At 63.5% G+C, this 17,076-nt stretch carries 22 protein-coding genes; 10 read left to right on the top strand and 12 right to left on the bottom strand.

Annotated features, from left to right (window positions below; genetic code table 11):
• Nucleotides 1-223 precede the first annotated feature (223 nt).
• The 6 genes from lptC (at nt 224) to ptsN (ending at nt 5,473) form a co-directional block, all read left to right on the top strand.
• Complete coding sequence (lptC, locus tag O7A05_RS21340; RefSeq protein WP_337094936.1) at nt 224-937, top strand: LPS export ABC transporter periplasmic protein LptC; 714 nt, start codon at nt 224-226, stop codon at nt 935-937.
• The gene (locus O7A05_RS21335; protein WP_337094935.1) at nt 924-1,520 is read left to right on the top strand and encodes an LptA/OstA family protein; all 597 of its coding nucleotides are present in this window, start codon (nt 924-926) and stop codon (nt 1,518-1,520) included. The genes lptC and O7A05_RS21335 overlap by 14 nt, the downstream gene beginning before the upstream one ends.
• Nucleotides 1,520-2,338 (top strand): LPS export ABC transporter ATP-binding protein, encoded by an 819-nt coding sequence (lptB, locus tag O7A05_RS21330; RefSeq protein WP_224513834.1) that lies wholly within the window; start codon nt 1,520-1,522, stop codon nt 2,336-2,338. Before O7A05_RS21335 ends, lptB begins: the two co-directional genes overlap by 1 nt.
• Before the next feature lie 188 nt (nt 2,339-2,526).
• Nucleotides 2,527-4,053 carry an RNA polymerase factor sigma-54 gene (gene rpoN / locus O7A05_RS21325; RefSeq protein ID WP_337094934.1) on the top strand — a complete coding sequence of 509 codons (1,527 nt, stop codon included), beginning with the start codon at nt 2,527-2,529 and terminating at the stop codon, nt 4,051-4,053.
• Between the two features lie 306 nt (nt 4,054-4,359).
• Nucleotides 4,360-4,947: a ribosome hibernation-promoting factor, HPF/YfiA family gene (gene hpf, locus O7A05_RS21320; RefSeq protein WP_337094933.1), complete on the top strand. Its 588-nt coding sequence runs from the start codon at nt 4,360-4,362 to the stop codon at nt 4,945-4,947.
• A gap of 61 nt (nt 4,948-5,008) precedes the next feature.
• On the top strand, nt 5,009-5,473 hold the full coding sequence (gene ptsN, locus O7A05_RS21315; RefSeq protein ID WP_042641064.1) for a PTS IIA-like nitrogen regulatory protein PtsN: 465 nt from the start codon (nt 5,009-5,011) through the stop codon (nt 5,471-5,473).
• A gap of 94 nt (nt 5,474-5,567) precedes the next feature.
• Here the strand turns inward: ptsN and O7A05_RS21310 are convergent, their stop codons facing one another.
• Both O7A05_RS21310 and O7A05_RS21305 read right to left on the bottom strand, forming a co-directional pair.
• A complete protein-coding gene (locus tag O7A05_RS21310; protein WP_224513840.1) occupies nt 5,568-5,825 on the bottom strand; it encodes a BQ00720 family protein in 258 nt (85 codons plus the stop codon).
• Between the two features lie 63 nt (nt 5,826-5,888).
• Nucleotides 5,889-6,314, bottom strand: coding sequence for an Hsp20 family protein (locus tag O7A05_RS21305; protein WP_337094932.1), 426 nt, complete (start codon nt 6,312-6,314; stop codon nt 5,889-5,891).
• Between the two features lie 243 nt (nt 6,315-6,557).
• Between O7A05_RS21305 and O7A05_RS21300 the strand changes: the two genes are divergently transcribed.
• Complete coding sequence (locus tag O7A05_RS21300) at nt 6,558-7,499, top strand: nucleoside hydrolase (RefSeq protein ID WP_337094931.1); 942 nt, start codon at nt 6,558-6,560, stop codon at nt 7,497-7,499.
• Between the two features lie 163 nt (nt 7,500-7,662).
• Here O7A05_RS21300 and O7A05_RS21295 read toward each other — a convergent pair whose 3' ends face one another.
• From O7A05_RS21295 to O7A05_RS21280, 4 genes are all read right to left on the bottom strand, one after another.
• Nucleotides 7,663-8,277, bottom strand: coding sequence for a LysE family translocator (locus O7A05_RS21295; protein ID WP_337094930.1), 615 nt, complete (start codon nt 8,275-8,277; stop codon nt 7,663-7,665).
• Between the two features lie 93 nt (nt 8,278-8,370).
• Nucleotides 8,371-9,822, bottom strand: coding sequence for an amidase (locus O7A05_RS21290; RefSeq protein ID WP_337094929.1), 1,452 nt, complete (start codon nt 9,820-9,822; stop codon nt 8,371-8,373).
• A 3-nt stretch (nt 9,823-9,825) separates the two neighbouring features.
• Nucleotides 9,826-10,731 carry a ribokinase gene (locus O7A05_RS21285; RefSeq protein ID WP_337094928.1) on the bottom strand — a complete coding sequence of 302 codons (906 nt, stop codon included), beginning with the start codon at nt 10,729-10,731 and terminating at the stop codon, nt 9,826-9,828.
• A gap of 125 nt (nt 10,732-10,856) precedes the next feature.
• The gene (locus tag O7A05_RS21280; RefSeq protein WP_337094927.1) at nt 10,857-11,762 is read right to left on the bottom strand and encodes a methylated-DNA--[protein]-cysteine S-methyltransferase; all 906 of its coding nucleotides are present in this window, start codon (nt 11,760-11,762) and stop codon (nt 10,857-10,859) included.
• A 115-nt stretch (nt 11,763-11,877) separates the two neighbouring features.
• On the opposite strand from O7A05_RS21280, the gene O7A05_RS21275 reads away from it, so the two are divergent.
• Entirely contained in the window at nt 11,878-12,693 is an 816-nt protein-coding gene (locus O7A05_RS21275; protein WP_337094926.1) for a class I SAM-dependent methyltransferase, read from the top strand.
• An 11-nt stretch (nt 12,694-12,704) separates the two neighbouring features.
• On the opposite strand, the gene O7A05_RS21270 is transcribed toward O7A05_RS21275, so the two are convergent.
• Nucleotides 12,705-13,199 carry a DUF2244 domain-containing protein gene (locus O7A05_RS21270; RefSeq protein ID WP_337094925.1) on the bottom strand — a complete coding sequence of 165 codons (495 nt, stop codon included), beginning with the start codon at nt 13,197-13,199 and terminating at the stop codon, nt 12,705-12,707.
• Between the two features lie 22 nt (nt 13,200-13,221).
• Here O7A05_RS21270 and nth point away from each other — a divergent pair, with 22 nt between their 5' ends.
• Entirely contained in the window at nt 13,222-14,028 is an 807-nt protein-coding gene (gene nth / locus O7A05_RS21265) for an endonuclease III (protein ID WP_337094924.1), read from the top strand.
• A gap of 82 nt (nt 14,029-14,110) precedes the next feature.
• On the opposite strand, the gene O7A05_RS21260 is transcribed toward nth, so the two are convergent.
• Nucleotides 14,111-14,566: a DUF2214 family protein gene (locus O7A05_RS21260; RefSeq protein ID WP_337094923.1), complete on the bottom strand. Its 456-nt coding sequence runs from the start codon at nt 14,564-14,566 to the stop codon at nt 14,111-14,113.
• A 187-nt stretch (nt 14,567-14,753) separates the two neighbouring features.
• On the opposite strand from O7A05_RS21260, the gene O7A05_RS21255 reads away from it, so the two are divergent.
• A complete protein-coding gene (locus O7A05_RS21255) occupies nt 14,754-15,329 on the top strand; it encodes a GNAT family N-acetyltransferase (RefSeq protein ID WP_337094922.1) in 576 nt (191 codons plus the stop codon).
• A gap of 121 nt (nt 15,330-15,450) precedes the next feature.
• On the opposite strand, the gene O7A05_RS21250 is transcribed toward O7A05_RS21255, so the two are convergent.
• The 4 genes from O7A05_RS21250 to O7A05_RS21235 form a co-directional block, all read right to left on the bottom strand.
• On the bottom strand, nt 15,451-15,849 hold the full coding sequence (locus O7A05_RS21250; RefSeq protein WP_337094921.1) for a DUF1801 domain-containing protein: 399 nt from the start codon (nt 15,847-15,849) through the stop codon (nt 15,451-15,453).
• Between the two features lie 75 nt (nt 15,850-15,924).
• The gene (locus tag O7A05_RS21245) at nt 15,925-16,368 is read right to left on the bottom strand and encodes a DUF1801 domain-containing protein (protein ID WP_337094920.1); all 444 of its coding nucleotides are present in this window, start codon (nt 16,366-16,368) and stop codon (nt 15,925-15,927) included.
• Nucleotides 16,368-16,601, bottom strand: coding sequence for a hypothetical protein (locus O7A05_RS21240; RefSeq protein WP_337094919.1), 234 nt, complete (start codon nt 16,599-16,601; stop codon nt 16,368-16,370). The genes O7A05_RS21245 and O7A05_RS21240 overlap by 1 nt, the downstream gene beginning before the upstream one ends.
• A 39-nt stretch (nt 16,602-16,640) precedes the next feature.
• Nucleotides 16,641-17,033: a VOC family protein gene (locus tag O7A05_RS21235; protein ID WP_337094918.1), complete on the bottom strand. Its 393-nt coding sequence runs from the start codon at nt 17,031-17,033 to the stop codon at nt 16,641-16,643.
• Between the last annotated feature and the right edge of the window lie 43 nt (nt 17,034-17,076).

The following is a 17,076-nucleotide window of genomic DNA, read 5'->3' as shown; positions in this document are numbered from 1 at the left end:
CCTAAAATGCCCCGCCATGAAGCGTTGACGCCGACCTCACGAAAAATTAACGCAACCAAGTCCCTATCTGCTATAAAGTACAAGCCGTCTCGCCGGATTCCTGTCGATTTCGCCGGCGGCCAGTTGTCACATTTTGCAGTTTTCCTCCGCTTGTGCTTGCTTGTAGGTGCCGGCATACCACCTATAGGCGGTGTTTGGGCGGGCAAAGGTCCATTAGAAAGTCATGTTGGCGCGATCTGACGAAACGAGCCATGCCGGCGAGGCATCGGCCCCGGCGACCCAAGGCGGCACGCGTGGCGATGCTTTCAACCGCGCGCAGCGCCACTCGCGCCGCGTGCGCGTCCTGAAATTCGCGGTGCCGCTGCTCGCGGTCGTGATCGCCGTCGCCTTTCCGGTCTATTCCTACCTCAAAGCGCCGCTGTCCGTCTCGGTGCAGGCCGACGGCACGGCGTTTTCCAACGGCAAGCTGGTGATGGCCAATCCGAAGCTCAACGGCTTCACCAAGCAGAAGCTGCCATATTCGCTGACGGCGACCAGGGCGACGCAGGATGTCGGCCAGCAGGCCGTCATCGATCTCGAAGGCATCAACGCCAAGCTGCCCCTCGCCACCGACAACATCGTGTCGGTCGATGCCGCGCACGGTATCTACAATCGCGACGCCAACACGATGGACCTGACCAGCGAGGTCAGCGTGACGACGACGGACGGTCTGATGGCGAAGTTCAAATCGATCTTCCTAGACATGAGCAAAGGCTCTATGAAGACGAGCAATCCGGTCGACGTCAGCCGCGGCGGATCGCGCATCACCGCGGACTCGATGGCGGTCGAGGACAATGGCAGGCTCGTGGTCTTCGAAAGCCGGGTTCGCGTTAAGATAGATCCAACCGCGCTGAAGGCGGCGGGGGTAAACGGTGGAGAACAGAATGCGTCGCAGTAAATCGGCATGGCTTGCGGGCGCTGCTTTCGCATTGCTGTTTTTGGCGACGGCGCATTCTTTCGCGCAATCGAGCGCGACCAGCCAGATTTCGGGGCTGAAACTGTCGGGCGACCAGCCGATCCAGATCGAAAGCGATAAGCTTGAGGTCCGCCAGGCCGAGAGCATGGCCGTGTTCAGCGGCAACGTGACCGTCAATCAGGGGCCGACTCTGCTCAAGGCCGGCAAGATGACGGTCTACTACGTCAAGGATGCCAATGCCGGCAAAAGCGCCGCGGCCGGCGCCTCGGCGATGACCGGCGCGGCCAATATCGACCACCTGGAGGTCGAGAACAAAGTCTACGTCAAATCAAACGACCAGATCGCCACGGGCGACAGCGGCACATTCGACATGAAGACGCAGGTGCTGGTGCTTAAGGGCAAGGAAGTGGTGTTGTCGCAAGGCGACAATGTGCTCAAGGGCTGCAAGCTCACCGTGCAGATGAAGAGCGGCCTCGCCAATGTCGATGGCTGCGGCGGCCGCGTGATGATGTCGTTCACGCCCCAGAAGCAGGGCGCGCAGCAGCAGGGAGCGTCGGGCAACTAATGGCCGGCGTAACCTCGCTGCTGGCCCGTCTTCCGGGACTGGCGGCCGCAAAACCGGCTGCGCCGGCGATGGTCGGCACCGACAAGGCGAAGTTCAAGGGCACCCTGATCGCCAAGGGCCTGACCAAGAGCTACAAGGGCCGCAAGGTGGTGAGCGGGGTGACGCTTGGCGTGCGCGCCGGCGAGGCCGTCGGCCTGCTCGGGCCCAACGGCGCCGGCAAGACCACCTGTTTCTACATGGTCACGGGCCTTGTGCCGGTCGACGAAGGCTCGATCGAGATCGACGGCTTCGATGTCACGTCGATGCCGATGTACCGGCGTGCCCGCCTCGGTATCGGCTATCTGCCGCAGGAAGCGTCGATCTTCCGCGGCCTTAACGTCGAGCAGAACATCCGCGCCGTGCTGGAAGTCGTCGAAAAAGATCGCAAGGCGCGTGAACGCAACCTCGACGAGCTGCTTGAGGAATTCCACATCAGCCATCTGCGCAAGGCGCCCTCGATGTCGCTGTCGGGCGGTGAACGGCGTCGCCTCGAAATCGCGCGGGCGCTGGCGACGCGGCCGGCCTATATGCTGCTCGATGAGCCCTTCGCCGGCATCGACCCGATCGCGGTCGCCGACATCCAGCAGCTCGTTCGCCACCTCACGGCCCGCGGCATCGGCGTCTTGATCACCGACCACAATGTACGCGAGACGCTCGGCCTGATCGACCGCGCTTATATCATCCATGCCGGCCAGGTGCTTACGCATGGCCGGGCCGACGAGATCGTCGCCAACGCCGATGTGCGGCGTCTTTATCTCGGTGAGGGCTTCACACTCTGATCCGCGGTTTTCGGGTCGAGGCGCGACTTTGGACATTGCGTGGCGGCTTTTCGCTATTTTAGCGCTCGATAACGCTCCGGTAAGCCGCAGCTGCTAGCGTTTTCCTTGACAAGCAAAAGCCGGGCCAGTTTCAATGCCCGACCGAAAAACAACTGTACGACGCGTAGACGAGGCGTTTGAATCCCACCATGGCGCTGGCAGCCAAACTGCAGCTCAGACAGGCCCAGTCGCTGGTGATGACACCGCAGCTGATGCAGTCGATCCGCCTGCTGCAGCTCACCCACATCGAGCTCGAGCGCTTCATCGACGAGGAGATCGAGCGCAACCCGCTGTTGGAGCGGGCCGAACCGCAGGACGATGCCGCCGGCGACCAAGCCCAGAAAAGCGAGGCGGCGCCGGAGCGGGATCCCGAAGGCGACTGGTTCGAAGGCGAGACGGAATGGAGCGCCGAAGCGATCTCGCAAAAGCTCGATTCCTCGCTGGAGAACCTGTTTCCCGATGATCCCGGCACCCATGAGAGGCTGGGGCCTGATCTCACGGCGCAGTGGAAGTCGGCCGCCGGCAGCGCCGGCACGGCGTCATCGGAAGGATTCGACGTGGGCGACATGGCGGCGGCCGTCGCCACGCTGCGCGAACATGTCGGCGAGCAGATCGCGCTTGCGTCCCTCAGCCCCGGCGAACGCCTGATCGCGGGTGAGCTCGCCGACGGGCTCGACGAAGCCGGTTATTTGCGCACCGACCTGGTGGAGATCGCGGCCCGGCTCGGTGCCGACGAAGCGGCGGTGGCGCGCGTGCTTGGTCTCTGCCAGACCTTCGAGCCTTCAGGACTTTTCGCGCGCGACCTTGCGGAGTGCCTGTCCTTGCAACTGGCGGTGCGCGACCGACTCGATCCGGCGATGAAAGCGCTGGTCGCCAATCTCGAGCTTCTGGCGCGGCGGGATTTCCAGACGCTGAAACGCATCTGCGGCGTCGACGAGGAGGATCTCCTCGACATGCTGGCCGAGATCCGCGCGCTCGATCCGCGTCCCGGCCTGGCGTTTTCAGGCGGCGCGAGCGATGCGATCGTCGCCGATGTCGAGGTGCGCGCGGCCAATGACGGCAGCTGGGCGGTGGAGCTCAACGCCGATACGCTGCCGCGCGTGCTGGTGGACAATGTCTACTTCGCCCGCATTTCAAGCCACACTAAGGACCAGGCGGAAAAGGATTTTATCGCCGAATGCCTGCAGAACGCCAATTGGCTGACGCGCAGCCTCGACCAGCGGGCCAAGACCATTCTCAAGGTGGCGTCCGAGATCGTGCGGCAGCAGGATGCCTTCCTCGTCCATGGCGTGCGCCACCTCAAGCCACTCAACCTGCGCACGGTGGCAGATGCCATCGGCATGCATGAATCGACCGTCAGCCGCGTCACCGCCAACAAATATATGTTGACGCCGCGCGGCGTCTTCGAACTGCGCTATTTCTTCACGGCGTCGATCGCCTCGGCCGGAGGCGGCGAAGCGCACTCGTCCGAGGCGGTGCGCGACCGCATCAAGCAGATGATCGACGAGGAAAAACCGGCCGACGTGCTTTCCGACGACGCCATCGTCGACATGCTCAAAGAAAGCGGGGTCGATATCGCGCGCCGCACCGTCGCGAAATACCGCGAAGGCATGAATATCCCATCGTCGGTGCAGCGGCGGCGGGAAAAGCGGGCGCTCGCGAACGTCGGCCGCTAGGCTCGGCCCGGAATCCCGACAAGCCTTGGCCGGTGCGAGACTGGCTGCTTTCCCACAATTCCCAAGCTTGATTGACAAGCCGCAATGAAGTGTCTAGAAGCCCGCCCGCATGGAGCGGGGCGGTAATGCCCGCTTGCGAATGGGTCTGTCAGACATGGCCATGGACGGCCAAGAAGGCGACTTGTGATCAACCGGAAAGTTCGGGTCTAAAATCGGCGCGCATGCCGCTGCGAAGCTTGTGCGCGCGCGCCACGGGTATAAACTCGGGAACAGTTTGAAGCCTGAGCAAGGAAGGTCAGTTTTCAGATGAATCTACGCATTTCGGGAAAACACATGGACATCGGCGATGCGTTCCGCACACGCATCAACGACCGGGTCGGCGAGGCGATCGAGAAATATTTCGATCGGGGTTTTTCAGGACATGTCACGGTCATCAAATCGGGATCGCGCTTCTCGGCCGACTGCATGGTCCGGCTCGATTCCGGCGCCTCGCTGCAGGCAACCGGCGACGCTCAGGACCCGACGCTTGCCTTCGAGGCGGCCGCCGACCGCCTGGAAACGCGGCTGCGCCGCTATAAGCGCCGGCTGAAATCCCGCAATACCGGCAACGGCAACGGCGAAGAGCCGACCGACATCGCCTATACCGTGATGGCTCCCCTCACCGACGACGAGGAAGACATTCCGGAGGACTTCGCTCCGGTCATCGTCGCCGAATCAAGCGTGACGCTGCGGACCATGTCGGTGGCTTCGGCGGTCATCGAACTCGACAACAGCGACAGCCCGGTCTTCCTGTTCCGCAACGCCGGAACCGACCATCTCAACATCGTCTACCGCCGGCCGGATGGCAATATCGGCTGGATCGATCCGTCGACGACCAAAGTCGCGCAAGGATAAAAAGCCAGCCGCGCAAGGGGGCGACGACTGGCGCGGCAGGCGAGCAAGGGATTTTTCAAGCATGGATCTCAGTGATCTCATCAGCGTCCCGGCGATCATGCCGGCGTTGAAGGCAAATTCCAAAAAGCAGCTTCTGCAATTGCTGTCGGAGAGGGCGGCGGCGATTTCGGGGATTCCGGAGCGGGAGGTGTTCGATACCATCCTGCAGCGCGAGCGGCTGGGCTCGACCGGCGTCGGCAACGGTATCGCCATTCCGCATGGCAAGCTCGCCGGCGTGAAGCGGATCGCCGGCGTCTTCGCCCGGCTGGAAACGCCAGTCGATTTCGAGGCGCTGGACGACCAGCCGGTGGACCTGGTGTTTCTGCTGCTAGCGCCGGAGGGGGCGGGCGCCGACCATCTCAAGGCGCTGTCGCGCATCGCGCGCGTGCTGCGCGATGCCGACACGGTGGCGAAGATCAGGGGCACGCGCGACGCGGTGGCAATCCACGCATTGCTATCCGATACGCAGGCCTCGCACGCAGCCTGAGGTTTTTGGATTGAAACCTGCCTTTAGATTGCACCCTCAGGGGCCGCCGCGGGCGGCCCTTCCGATTTAAGACCTCACTTTTCGGGATTATGGTCTAGTGGATCGCGACAGTGGTCAGATCGTTCTCCAACGCACCCGCCAGCGCCCGGTCACGGGCATCGGAAAGCAGGATCGGCTGGCCGTTGGCGGCAAACAGCGCCCACAGCTCCAGGCCAGGCGCGATTTCCTGAAGGCCGGGGAAGCGGCCGCGCAGGTCGTCACTCGACACTTTCCTGAGATAGGCAACCGAACCTTCGCCGAGATGGGCGAGTTCGCCGCTGGTCATGGTGATCGTTTCGTCAGTTCTGGTCATTTCAAGCCTCCTTGGCGCGAGGACGCCAGGATCGGCCGCCTCGCATAGAGCCATCGGCAAAGGTCAGTCTTTCACCGATATGTTTATTTTCCTTACCATCCGCTCGGACTCCGGCCGGTCGAGATCGATCGACAGCAGACCGTTCTTCAGTTCCGCCGCGATCACTCGCATGCCGTCGGCCAGCACGAAGTAGCGCTGGAACTGGCGAGCGGCGATGCCGCGGTGCAGGAATTCGCGCTCGGTGTCGTCAGTCTGACGACCGCGCACGATCAGTTGGTTTTCCTCCGTGGTGACATCGAGGTCGCTTTCTGCGAAACCGGCAACGGCCAACGTTATGCGCAGCCTCTCGGCCTTGCCGTCAGCGGCGCTGAGGCGCTCGATATTGTATGGAGGATAGCTGTCGCCGGACTTCGCCAGACGTTCGAGCGTCTTTTCCATGGCATCGAAACCCAGGAGAAGCGGGCTGGAGAAGGGCGTCATTCGACTCATTGTTACACTGTCCTCTGAAGAGCGACACAAACTGGAAAAACCCGGATGGCATTTTTCCCGATGGCCTTGATATGGTCCGTCGCACGATCAAGTTCAAGCCGCCAAATCAGGACGACGTTTCGTCGAACCGTCATCACCATCTAGCCCTTCATTGGGAGCATGATCCTGTCCGAAAACCGATTCCCACTTTTCGGGGATCATGCTCTAAAACCCGCCCAAAAAGACTCCCCAAAAGGAATTGAAATGCCCCAGTCCAGAAAGATCATCATCGACACGGATCCCGGCCAGGACGATGCCGTCGCCATATTGCTGGCGCTCGGCAGTTCCGAGCTGGAGATCGTCGGCATCACGGCGGTTGCCGGCAACGTGCCGCTGAAATTGACCCAGAACAACGCCCGCAAGATCTGCGAACTGGCCGGCCGGTCCGACATCAAGGTCTATGCCGGCGCCATCCGGCCGCTGGCGCGCGAACTCGTCACCGCCGAGGAAGTGCACGGCAAGACCGGCCTGAACGGCCCGCAGCTGCCGGAGCCGACCATGCCGCTCCAGGAACAATACGCCGTCGATTTCATCGTCGAGACGCTGATGCGCGAGGAAAGCGGCACGATCACGCTCTGCCCGCTCGGACCGCTCACCAATATCGCGCTGGCGCTGATCCGCGAGCCCAGGATCGCGCCGCGGATCAAGGAAATCGTCTTGATGGGCGGCGGCTTCTTCGAGGGCGGCAATGTCACGCCGGCCGCCGAATTCAACATCTATGTCGACCCGCAGGCCGCCGATCTGGTGTTCAAATCGGGCATTCCGATCGTGATGATGCCGCTCGACGTCACCCACAAGGCGCTGACCACCTCCAAGCGTATCCAGGCTTTCCGCCAACTCGGCACCAAGGTCGGCACAGCGACCGCCGAGATGCTGGAATTCTTCGAGCGCTATGACGAGGAAAAATACGGCACCGATGGCGGGCCGCTGCACGACCCGTGCGTGATCGCCTATCTCGTCAAGCCGGAGCTGTTCAAGGGCCGCCACTGCAATGTCAGCGTCGAGACGACCTCCGAACTCACCATGGGCATGACGGTGATCGACTGGTGGGGTGTCACCAAACGCAAAAAGAACGCCATGGTGATGCGCGACATCGATCATGACGGCTTCTTTGCGCTGCTGGTAGAGCGGCTCGGGCGGCTATAGCGCCGTTCCTTCCCCCCTTGTGGGGGAAGGTGGCCGAGCGAAGCTCGGTCGGATGAGGGGTGTTCCAGGGAACGCCGACGTCTCACTCCGCTGAAACACCCCTCATCCGTCTCGGCGCTGCGCGCCGATCCACCTTCTCCCGCAAGGGGAGAAGGAGAGGTGCTCACTTCGCCTTCGAGAACGCCAGCCACAGTCCGCCGCCGACCAGGAAGCTGCCGCTGATGCGCGACATCAGCCTGACGCGGCTGGCCGACAGTAGCCGGCCGGCGCGGCCCGCGGCAAGGGCATAGGTCGAGTCCGACATAGCGGCGAAGATCATGGCGGTCAGGCCCATGACGACGATCTGCAGCGTATAATTGCCCTGCGGCGCAATGAACTGCGGGAAGAAGGCGCCGAAGAACACCAAGGTCTTCGGATTGCTGATTGCCACCAGAAAACCCTGCAGGAAGAAGCCGCCGCGCGGCTTTTTGGCCGAGCCGTCCGGGTTCAGCGCGCCCTTGGCGCGGAACATCTGCACGCCCATCCAGACGAGATAAGCGGCGCCGATCAGCCGCACCCATTCGAACCAGTGGCCCATGCCGGCGATCAGCGTGTTGAGGCCGATGCCGACGATGGCGATCATGATGGCAAGGCCGGCCTGGGTGCCGGCGACGTTGGCCAAGCCCGCGCGCGAGCCGTGGCGGATGCTGTTGGCGATGATCAGCGTGACCGTGGGTCCCGGCACCAGGATGATGACGATGCAGGCGACGACATAGGTGGCGTAGAGTTCCAGCGACATCATTTCCCTCGAACAGGACAGCGCCGACTTGGGCGGACCGCGATCAATGCACGGGATCGGCGCCGGCGCAAGCTGGCCGGGCAGGGCGGCCCGTCATGCAGCTCCCGCCGCCCATGGCAGGGTCGCCTCGTAGGCGGCGCCCGCCTTAAGCACGGCGAGATCGCCTCGCGCGCGGCCGATCAACTGCATGCCCATGGGCCGGCCCCTCTCGTCGAAGCCGGCCGGCACGTTGAGCGCCGGGCAGCCGCCCAGCGTGGCAAAGGCAGAGACCTGCATCCAGCGGTGATAGCTGTCCATGGCCCGCCCCGCCACCTCGGGCGGCCAGTGGGTGGTCACGTCGAAGGGAAAGACCTGGGCGGTGGGCAGCGCGATCAGGTCGAAGCGCTCGAACAGCGTAAGCAGCGTCCTGTGCCAGGAGGTGCGCCGGACGGTCGCGGCATGGATCTGCGGCGCGGTCAGGCGCATCGCCTGCTCCACTTCCCAGACAGCCTCCGGCTTCAGAAGCCCGCGTTTTGCCGGATCGTCATAATGCACCTTCAGCCCGCAGCCGCTGCTCGCCTGGCGCAAGGTGACAAAAGCCTGCCACAGCGCCTCGAAGTCGACATCCGGCACCAAGGCCTCGCTGTGGAAGGAAGCATCGGCGAAGCGGGCAAGCGCAGCCTCGCAAAGATCGAGCACGCCCGGCTCCGTCGGCAGGTGGCCGCCGAGGTCGCCCAACCAGGCGATGCGGCCGCCTGACGCTTCGGTCCGCAAACCGTCAAGGAACGAGCCCGCCTTGTCGTGCGAAAGCGGTGCATGCGGGTGATAGCCGGCCTGTTCGTCGAGGAGCAGCGCGATGTCGCGAATGTTGCGGCCCATCGGCCCCTCGACGCCCATCTGCGAATGGAAGACATCGACGTCCGGGCCGGCAGGCACAAGACCCTGCGAGGGACGGAAGCCGTAGACATTGTTGTAGGCCGCCGGATTGCGCAGCGAACCGCCGAAGTCGCTGCCGTCGGCGACGGGCACCATGTCGAGCGCCAGCGCCACGGCCGCGCCGCCGCTCGAGCCGCCTGCGGTCAGCGCCGGGTCGAAGGCGTTGAGCGTCGGCCCGAAGACGGGATTATAGGTGTTGGAACCCAGCCCGAATTCCGGGGTGTTGGTCTTGCCAATGATGATAGCGCCGGCCTTGCGGATACGCTCGACGAAGAAGTCGTCCGTGTCGGGAATAAAATCGGCAAAGATCGGCGAACCGAAGGTGGTTCTGAGCCCCTTGGTCAGGGCAAGGTCCTTGATGGCGATCGGCAGGCCGAACAGCGATCCGGCCTCGCCGCCGCGGGCGAGATGAGCATCGGCTCTGTCGGCCTCGGCCAGGATGTCGGCGCGCTCGCGCAGCGAGACGATAGCGTTGACCTGCGGGTTCACGGCCTCGATGCGGTCGAGGAACGCGCCGACCACCTCGCGAACCGAAAAGTGACGCCGTCTGATCCCGTCAGCGAGCTCGACGGCGGAGAGGCGGCAGATATCGCCGGCAGGCGACACGGCATGTTTTGTGACAGGGCGCATCGCTTAACGGGTCCCCGCCAAAGCTGCGTCGACATCCTTGGCCAGCGGGATCGCCGGTTGCGCGCCTGGCTTCAGGCAGGCGAGCGACCCGGCCGCGGCGGCGCGGGTGAGCGCATCCTGAAGTGAGAGACCGGACGAGAGGCCGGCCCCGAAATAGCCGCAGAAGGTGTCGCCGGCGCCGACCGTGTCAACCGGCGTGATCTTCAGCGCCGGAACGGCAAGGAAATCGCCCGGCGTGGCGGCGAGCACGCCGTCGCCGCCTAGCGTGACGACGATGATGCGGCCCGTCTTTTGGGCATAGTCGCGCATGCGGGCCGGGCGGTCGCGCCCGGAAAGCGCCAGCGCCTCGCCATAGAGATCGAACTCGGTTTCGTTGGCGACGGCAAAGTCGGCCTTGCCGATGAAGCCGGCGGCTTCGGCACGGAAGGGTGCGGTGTTGAGCACGCTGACGGCGCCCGCCGCGCGCGCCGCGTCAAGCGTAGCCTCGACCGTCTGCAGCGGGATCTCATGCTGCAAGAGCACGACGTCGCCTTTTTTAAGATAGGCCTTGGCGATATCGCCCGGCACCACCGAATCATTGGCGCCCGGCACGACGGCGATGACGTTTTCTCCGTCGGCGCCGACCAGGATCAAGGCCGTGCCGGTGGAGGCGAAGCTCTCGCCGACACCGGACAGATCGACAGTGCCGGCCTTGAGAAGGGCGAGCGCCTCGGCGGCAAAGCTATCCTTGCCGACCGCACCCACCATGCGCACTTGCGCGCCGGCGCGCGCCGCGGCCAGCGCCTGGTTGGCGCCCTTCCCCCCGGGGGCGGTGGCGAAGCCAGAGCCGCGCACCGTCTCGCCGGGTTCCGGCAAGCGGTCGACATTGGCGATGAGGTCGAGATTGATCGAACCGACAACGATAATCAAGAAGTGCCTCCTGCTGATGCGCGGGAGGCTAGCGCATGACCCCGAAAATCGGAACCGATTTCAGAAAGGATCATGCGCAAAATCAAAGTACTAGGAAGATGTCGACAGGGCCCTAGCCGTCGATTTTACGACGCCACCTGACCCGCTTCCCAGCCGAGGATGGCGCGTTTGCGGGTCAGACCCCAGTGATAGCCGGTGAGCGCGCCGGACTTGCCCAGCGCCCGATGGCAGGGCACCACGAAGGACATCGGGTTGGCGCCCACCGCCGCGCCGACGGCCCGGCTGGCGCTGGGCGCGCCGATGCTTGCCGCGATCGAGGAATAGGTACAGGCCCTGCCCATAGGGATGCGCAGCAACGCTTCCCAGACGCGAAGCTGGAAATCGGTGCCGATCATCACGACGCGCAGCGGCTGGTCGGCGCGCCACTTCGTCGGGTCGAAGACCCGCGCGGCGTAAGCCTGGGTGGCGGACATGTCCTCGACATAGGTCGCGTTCGGCCAGCGACCGGACATGTCGGTGAAGGCAGCCCGCTCGCCGTCGGCGTCACAGAAGGCGAGGCCGGCGAGACCGCGGTCCGTGACCATGATCAGCGCGATGCCGAAAGGCGAGATGTGATAGCCGTAGCGGATGATGAGACCCGCGCCTCGGGTCTTATAGTCGCCGGGCGACATCGCCTCATGAGTGACGAAGAGGTCGTGCAGCCGGCCGGGGCCGGACATGCCGAGCTCGAACGAGGTCTCCAGGAGCGGCATGCCGGAATCGAGCAGCCTGCGCGCATGGTCGAGCGTCACCGCCTGCAGGAAAGCCTTGGGCGACAGGCCGGCCCAGCGCGTGAACAGCTTCTGCAGGCCGGTCGGCGTTTCGCCGACTTCCTCGGCCAGCACTTCCAGCGAGGGCTGGTCGCGATAGTCGAGGCTGATCTTCTCGATGGCGCGGCGCACGACGTCATAGTCGCTGCCTTCCGGCGTAATGTCGTTCTCAAGGATCGCGGTCGGTTTCATCCGCGTATTCATGGTCATCTGAGCGTTCATGGCAATATCTCCTTGGTCGCGAATATCGGTCTTCCAGAGCGTTGCAACCACCCGAAACTTGCCTTCCCGCCGCTTGGACTCAGATAGAGTCAGCTTCGAACCGAAGAGGACAATCATGGCCGGTGAAAAGGTCGATCTGACCGGGGCCAAGGAAACCTTGCTGATGACGCTCTACGGCAAGGTGCTGGAGAGCCGGCAGCCCAATTCGCTGCTCCAGGATCGCTTTGCCGACGAGGCTGTGCGCAAGATCGACTATGATTTCTCAAGGCTCAAGGTCGACGGCAATCTCGGGCTGGGATTCGCGATCAGGGCGAAAACGCTGGACGTCCGCGTCCGGGATTTCCTTGCGCGATATCCGGACGCGATCGTGCTGCATCTGGGATGCGGGCTCGATACGCGGATCTTCCGGGTCGACCCACTGCCAGGCGTCGACTGGTTCGATGTCGATTATCCTGACGTCGTCGCACTCAGGCGCAGGCTCTATCCGCCCCGGGATCAGTATCATCTGATCGCTTCGTCGGTGACCGAGCCGGGCTGGCTGGCCGAGGTGCCGCGCAATCGCCCGGCAATGGTCGTGGCCGAGGGATTGACGCCGTATCTCGCCGCCGACGAGGGACCGCGACTGTTTGCGCGGCTTATCGCGCATCTTGCGGGCGGCGAGCTGATGTTCGATGCCTATAGCCGTTTCGGACTGAAGCTGATGCGTCTCAGCCCTGCCTTGAAGGCGACGGGCGCCGAAGTCCATTGGGCCATTGAGGATCCGCGCGAGCTGGAGCGAGTCATCCCGAAACTTCGCTTGATCAACGAGGTTCCCTCCTACAAGCCGGAGCAAGGGGCGCGCCTAGGCTGGTCCGCGCGGTTGTTCGTTGGCCTCTGGAAGCTCATCCCCGCCATGCGCAAGGCAGGCAGGCTGCTGCGCTACCGGTTCTGAGGAACTGCGTGTCAGCGTGTCTTGGCGGTCGCCAGCGCGCGCGAAAAGGCGGTGGCGAAACTTTCGCGGTCGTCGGGGTTGAGGAAACCGCCGATCGGCACGCTCCTGCCCTGCGCTTCCACCGCCATTTTGGTGATGCCGATCTCAGCATGGCGGGCGATCGAAAACCGCGTCCAGAACGGATTGAAATGATGCGCTTCGGATCGCCCGGACGGTGCGGTCTTGCGGATGTCGAGGCTGGTGCGCGAGACCGAGATTTCCTCGCGGGCGCGCGCGGCGCGGTAATTGGCGCGGAAGGCGATGTAGACGGCGATCACGTCGAGGCCGAAGAAGCCGAACACCGGCCAGGCGCCATGCGCCAGGAAGAACGCGCCGGTGACCGCCCAGCCGAACAGAAGCGCTCCCATCAGGATCAGGAAGCCGGTGCGGCCGAGCGAGCGGTGCGGCGTTAGCAAGGCCTGGAAAAATGGCTCGTCGGCCCGGAACGAGGCGTTTGTGTCGCTCATGAGGGAATATTATAGGAAGGAAATGGCGCCCCCCAAGTCGAAAAAATCCGCAGCTGTCAAAAAACCTCAACTCGCCTTTGCCGGCAGCGGTCAGGCGCCCGGTGCACGGCCACGAAAGGCCGCTTCCCGATCGCTCTACGGCCCCGCCGAGGTGCGCGAGATCTTCCGGCGTTTTTCCGTGCAGCGGCCGGAGCCGAAAGGCGAACTCGACTATCTCAACGCCTTCACCCTGCTGGTCGCGGTGGTGCTGTCCGCGCAAGCGACGGACGCCGGCGTCAACAAGGCGACGAAGGCGCTGTTCGCGGCGGCCGACACGCCGGCCGAGATGCTGGCATTGGGCGAGGCCAAGGTCGGCGACTATATCCGCACCATCGGTCTGTGGCGCAACAAGGCCAAGAACGTGATCGCGCTGTCGAAGGCGCTGATCGACGATTATGCAGGCCAGGTGCCGCAGGATCGCGACGAGCTGGTGAAGCTGCCGGGCGTCGGGCGCAAGACCGCCAATGTCGTGCTCAACGTCGCCTTCGGCCAGCATACCATGGCGGTCGACACGCATATCTTCCGCATCGGCAATCGGATCGGGCTGGCGCCCGGCAAAACGCCGGAACAGGTCGAACAACGGCTGCTCACGGTCATTCCGGCCGAATATATGCGCCACGCGCATCACTGGCTGATCCTGCATGGCCGCTATGTCTGCAAGGCGCGCAAGCCCGATTGCCCGGCCTGCGTGATCGCCGACATCTGCAAGTCGAAGGAAAAGACCACCGACGTGCCGGCCCCGCTGGTGCCGATCGCGCCGCTGGATGAGGCGTTTCCGGTCGAGGCCTAAAGGTTGCTTTGACGCAATTCCGGACGGAAGGTTACGGCGAAGTCGCCGAGCCTGACCGCTGCGCACTCTTCCTGGAATTGCCCTAGTAACCGTAGCCGCGCGCCATCGCCGCGGCAAAAACCGGAATGAGCAGGAAGATAAAGCCCTCGGCGCGGACATAGTTCTTCACCGAGGCCAGTTCCGCCGCCGGCACCGCGAAAGACGGATTGCCGCTCGCCTGCCTGTTCCAGGAGAGGAAGCGCATGGTCGGCACGATCGACAGCAGGCCGACGATGATGAAGGCCACCATCTTTGCCCAGAACACCCAATTGTAGACGTAGAATTCCCAGCCCTTCAGCCCGAAGAACACCCGGCAGATGCCGACGATGACGATCAGCGCGGCAATGACGCCATAGTGACGGTCGATGCCGGCAAGGCGCTTCAGCGTCGCCGCGCCCAGATCGCCGCGCACCAGCACGAACTCGGCGCCGATGATGGCGGCCAGCGAGAACACCAGAAGGTGATGCGCGATCGCCAGCAACAGGTCTGTGGTGTCCATGGTTCTTCCTTCGGTAGACTTGCGTTTCTGGATCGGCTTCGGGCGCAAACTAGCATCGCTATGCGAAAAGCCCATAGCGATGCAGCCGTGCCATGGCTGTTACGGCTGGAAGAGCCAACGCATTCTCCTGGCCCTTGATCGAGCCCGCTGGTTTGCTAAGCGCTGTCGCGTCAATGGAGGCAATGCCATGAGCATCAAAACGGAAGCCGGCGTGCCGATCCTCGAAACGGCGCGCACCGTTTTGCGGCCGCACAGGCTGGACGATTTCGAGACCTATGCCGCCATGTGGGCGGAGCCCGCCGTCACCCGTTTCATCGGCGGCAAGCCGCGCATGCGAGAGGAGAGCTGGATGCGCTTCCTGCGCCATGCCGGCCTGTGGTCGCTGATCGGCTACGGGTTCTGGGCGATCGAGGACAAGGCGACGGGGCGCTTCATCGGCGAGGCCGGCTTCCATGACCTGAAGCGCGAGATCGAACCTTCGATCGAAGGCGTGCCGGAAGCCGGCTGGGCCTTGGCCTCGGAGGCGCATGGCCGAGGGCTTGCGAGCGAGGTCGTCGGGAGGATCGTCGCCTGGAGTGACGAGACGTTCGGACAGGCGAGAACCGTCTGCATTATCGATCCGGAAAACGGCGCTTCGCAGAAGGTGGCCGAAAGGAACGGCTATAGAGAGATTTTGCGGACCACCTATCACGAGAAGCCGACGATCCTGTTGGAGCGGCAGGCCGGATCCGGAAAGAGAAGCGCTTTCATGAGTTATTGCTAAGCAACAGAAGGATGCTACGCCGCGTGATGGCGACATTTGGCGCATAGTATCGATCCACGGTGCGAGAGCGCGGAAGAAAAAGCCGGCAACATCAATCCGATAGCGCCCGGGCAGCCGCGTCTCAGCGCTTGGTCTTGGATTTGTTGAGCGCCACGGCTTCGCGGACGAGCGCCTTCAGGGCGTCGGCGTCGATCTTGTCGCCTTCCTTGAAATCGATGGCGCGCCTCGTATTGCCTTCGAGGCTGGAGTTGAAGAGCTTCTTGGGATCGGGCAGCGCCGCGCCCCTGGCGAAGGTCAGCTTGACGACGGCTTTGTAGGTCTCGCCGGTGCAGATCATGCCGGCATCCTCCCAGACCGGCACGCCGCGCCATTTCCACGTCTCGACGGCTTCGGGGGCGGCCTCCCTGATAAGAGCGCGGAGCCGGGCAAGCGTCTCGCCCCGCCAGTCGCCCAGCTCCGTGATCCGTCCGTCGATCAGTTCGGACGCAGACTTGCCGTCCTGTATGCCGCCATCTTGCATGTTCGGTTCTCCTGAGCTGAATGGAAAGTGCAATCGTGTCTCTTTCGGGGAGACGGCGCTTGATCGCTCGTGCGCCTACATCCGTTCGCCGGGCAGCTGGCTTGCCTGCTTCACCCAGGAAACGAACTGCTCCTCGTCGAGCCGGTCGTTCTCATGGATATGAAAAGAGCGCGTGTCCTTGCTCCTGGATTCGACTGGCGGCACGGGCTTCAGCGACAGCCCGCGGAAGAACGCCACCTTGATGTATTTGGCGAAGCAGTGAATGCCGAGGAACCAGCCTTCGCCTTCCATGCCGTAGAAGGGAGAGTTCCATTTGACGGCCTTTTGCACACCAGGGATGGCCTGCACGATGAGCTGGTCGAGCCGGCGCCCGACCTCGCTCTTCCAGCCCGGCATTGCCGCGATATAGGCCTGCACGGGAGCGTCGCCGTAGCCCTTGGCGATCTGCGGGTTGCCGCCTGAAAGCAGGACGGGCTTCTTGTCCGGAAGCGCGGCGGCCTTCGATTTCGCCTGCGCCATCAGACCGATCCCGTGCGCTCGCCCGCCGGCTCCCCGCGCTGCCTGCCGGCATAGGGCAGCACGAACATATAGAGGCCGCTGAACAGCAGCAGGAAAAGCGGGATCAACGGCGAATAGACGATCCAGGCGGGCGGCGGGCCCATCGCCATGGCGGCGAAATTGGCAATGACGGTGACGGTGAAGATGATCGAAAGCCAGCGGTGAAGCTGCCTGATCCACTTGCTCCAGTTCAATATAACCTCCCTTGCAAATGACGAGACGGATCGAGCCGCCTACCAGCGCGCCAGCTGTGAAAGCTGAATGAGGTTGCCGCAGGTGTCGTTGAGCTGCGCGATGGTCGCGCCGGTCACCGCGGTCGGCGCCATGGCAAAGCTGCCGCCATTGGCCTTGATGCGCTCATGGTCTGCCTTGATATCGTCGGTGAACAGCATCAGCGCCGGCTGGCCCTGTTTGAAGATGGCCTGCTGATAGGTCTTTGCCGCCGGATTGTCGTTGAGGGCCAGCTGCAGTTCGGTGCCGTCTGGGTCTTCCGGCGAGACGACAGTTAGCCAGCGAAACGGTCCGTTGGTGAAGTCGGCCTTCTTGGTGAAGCCCAGCACGTCGGTATAGAAGCCGAGGGCCTTTTCCTGGTCGTCGACATAGATGCTGGTCAGCTTGATCTTCATTTTGGTGCCTCCATTGCTTACGCCTGCGGTTTGCCGCCCCGCC

The organism is Mesorhizobium argentiipisi (SeqCode) (assembly GCF_037179585.1).
GTDB lineage: Bacteria > Pseudomonadota > Alphaproteobacteria > Rhizobiales > Rhizobiaceae > Mesorhizobium > Mesorhizobium argentiipisi.
The sequence above is the reverse complement of the archived record's forward strand: the minus strand, read 5'-3'. Positions and strand labels throughout refer to the sequence as shown.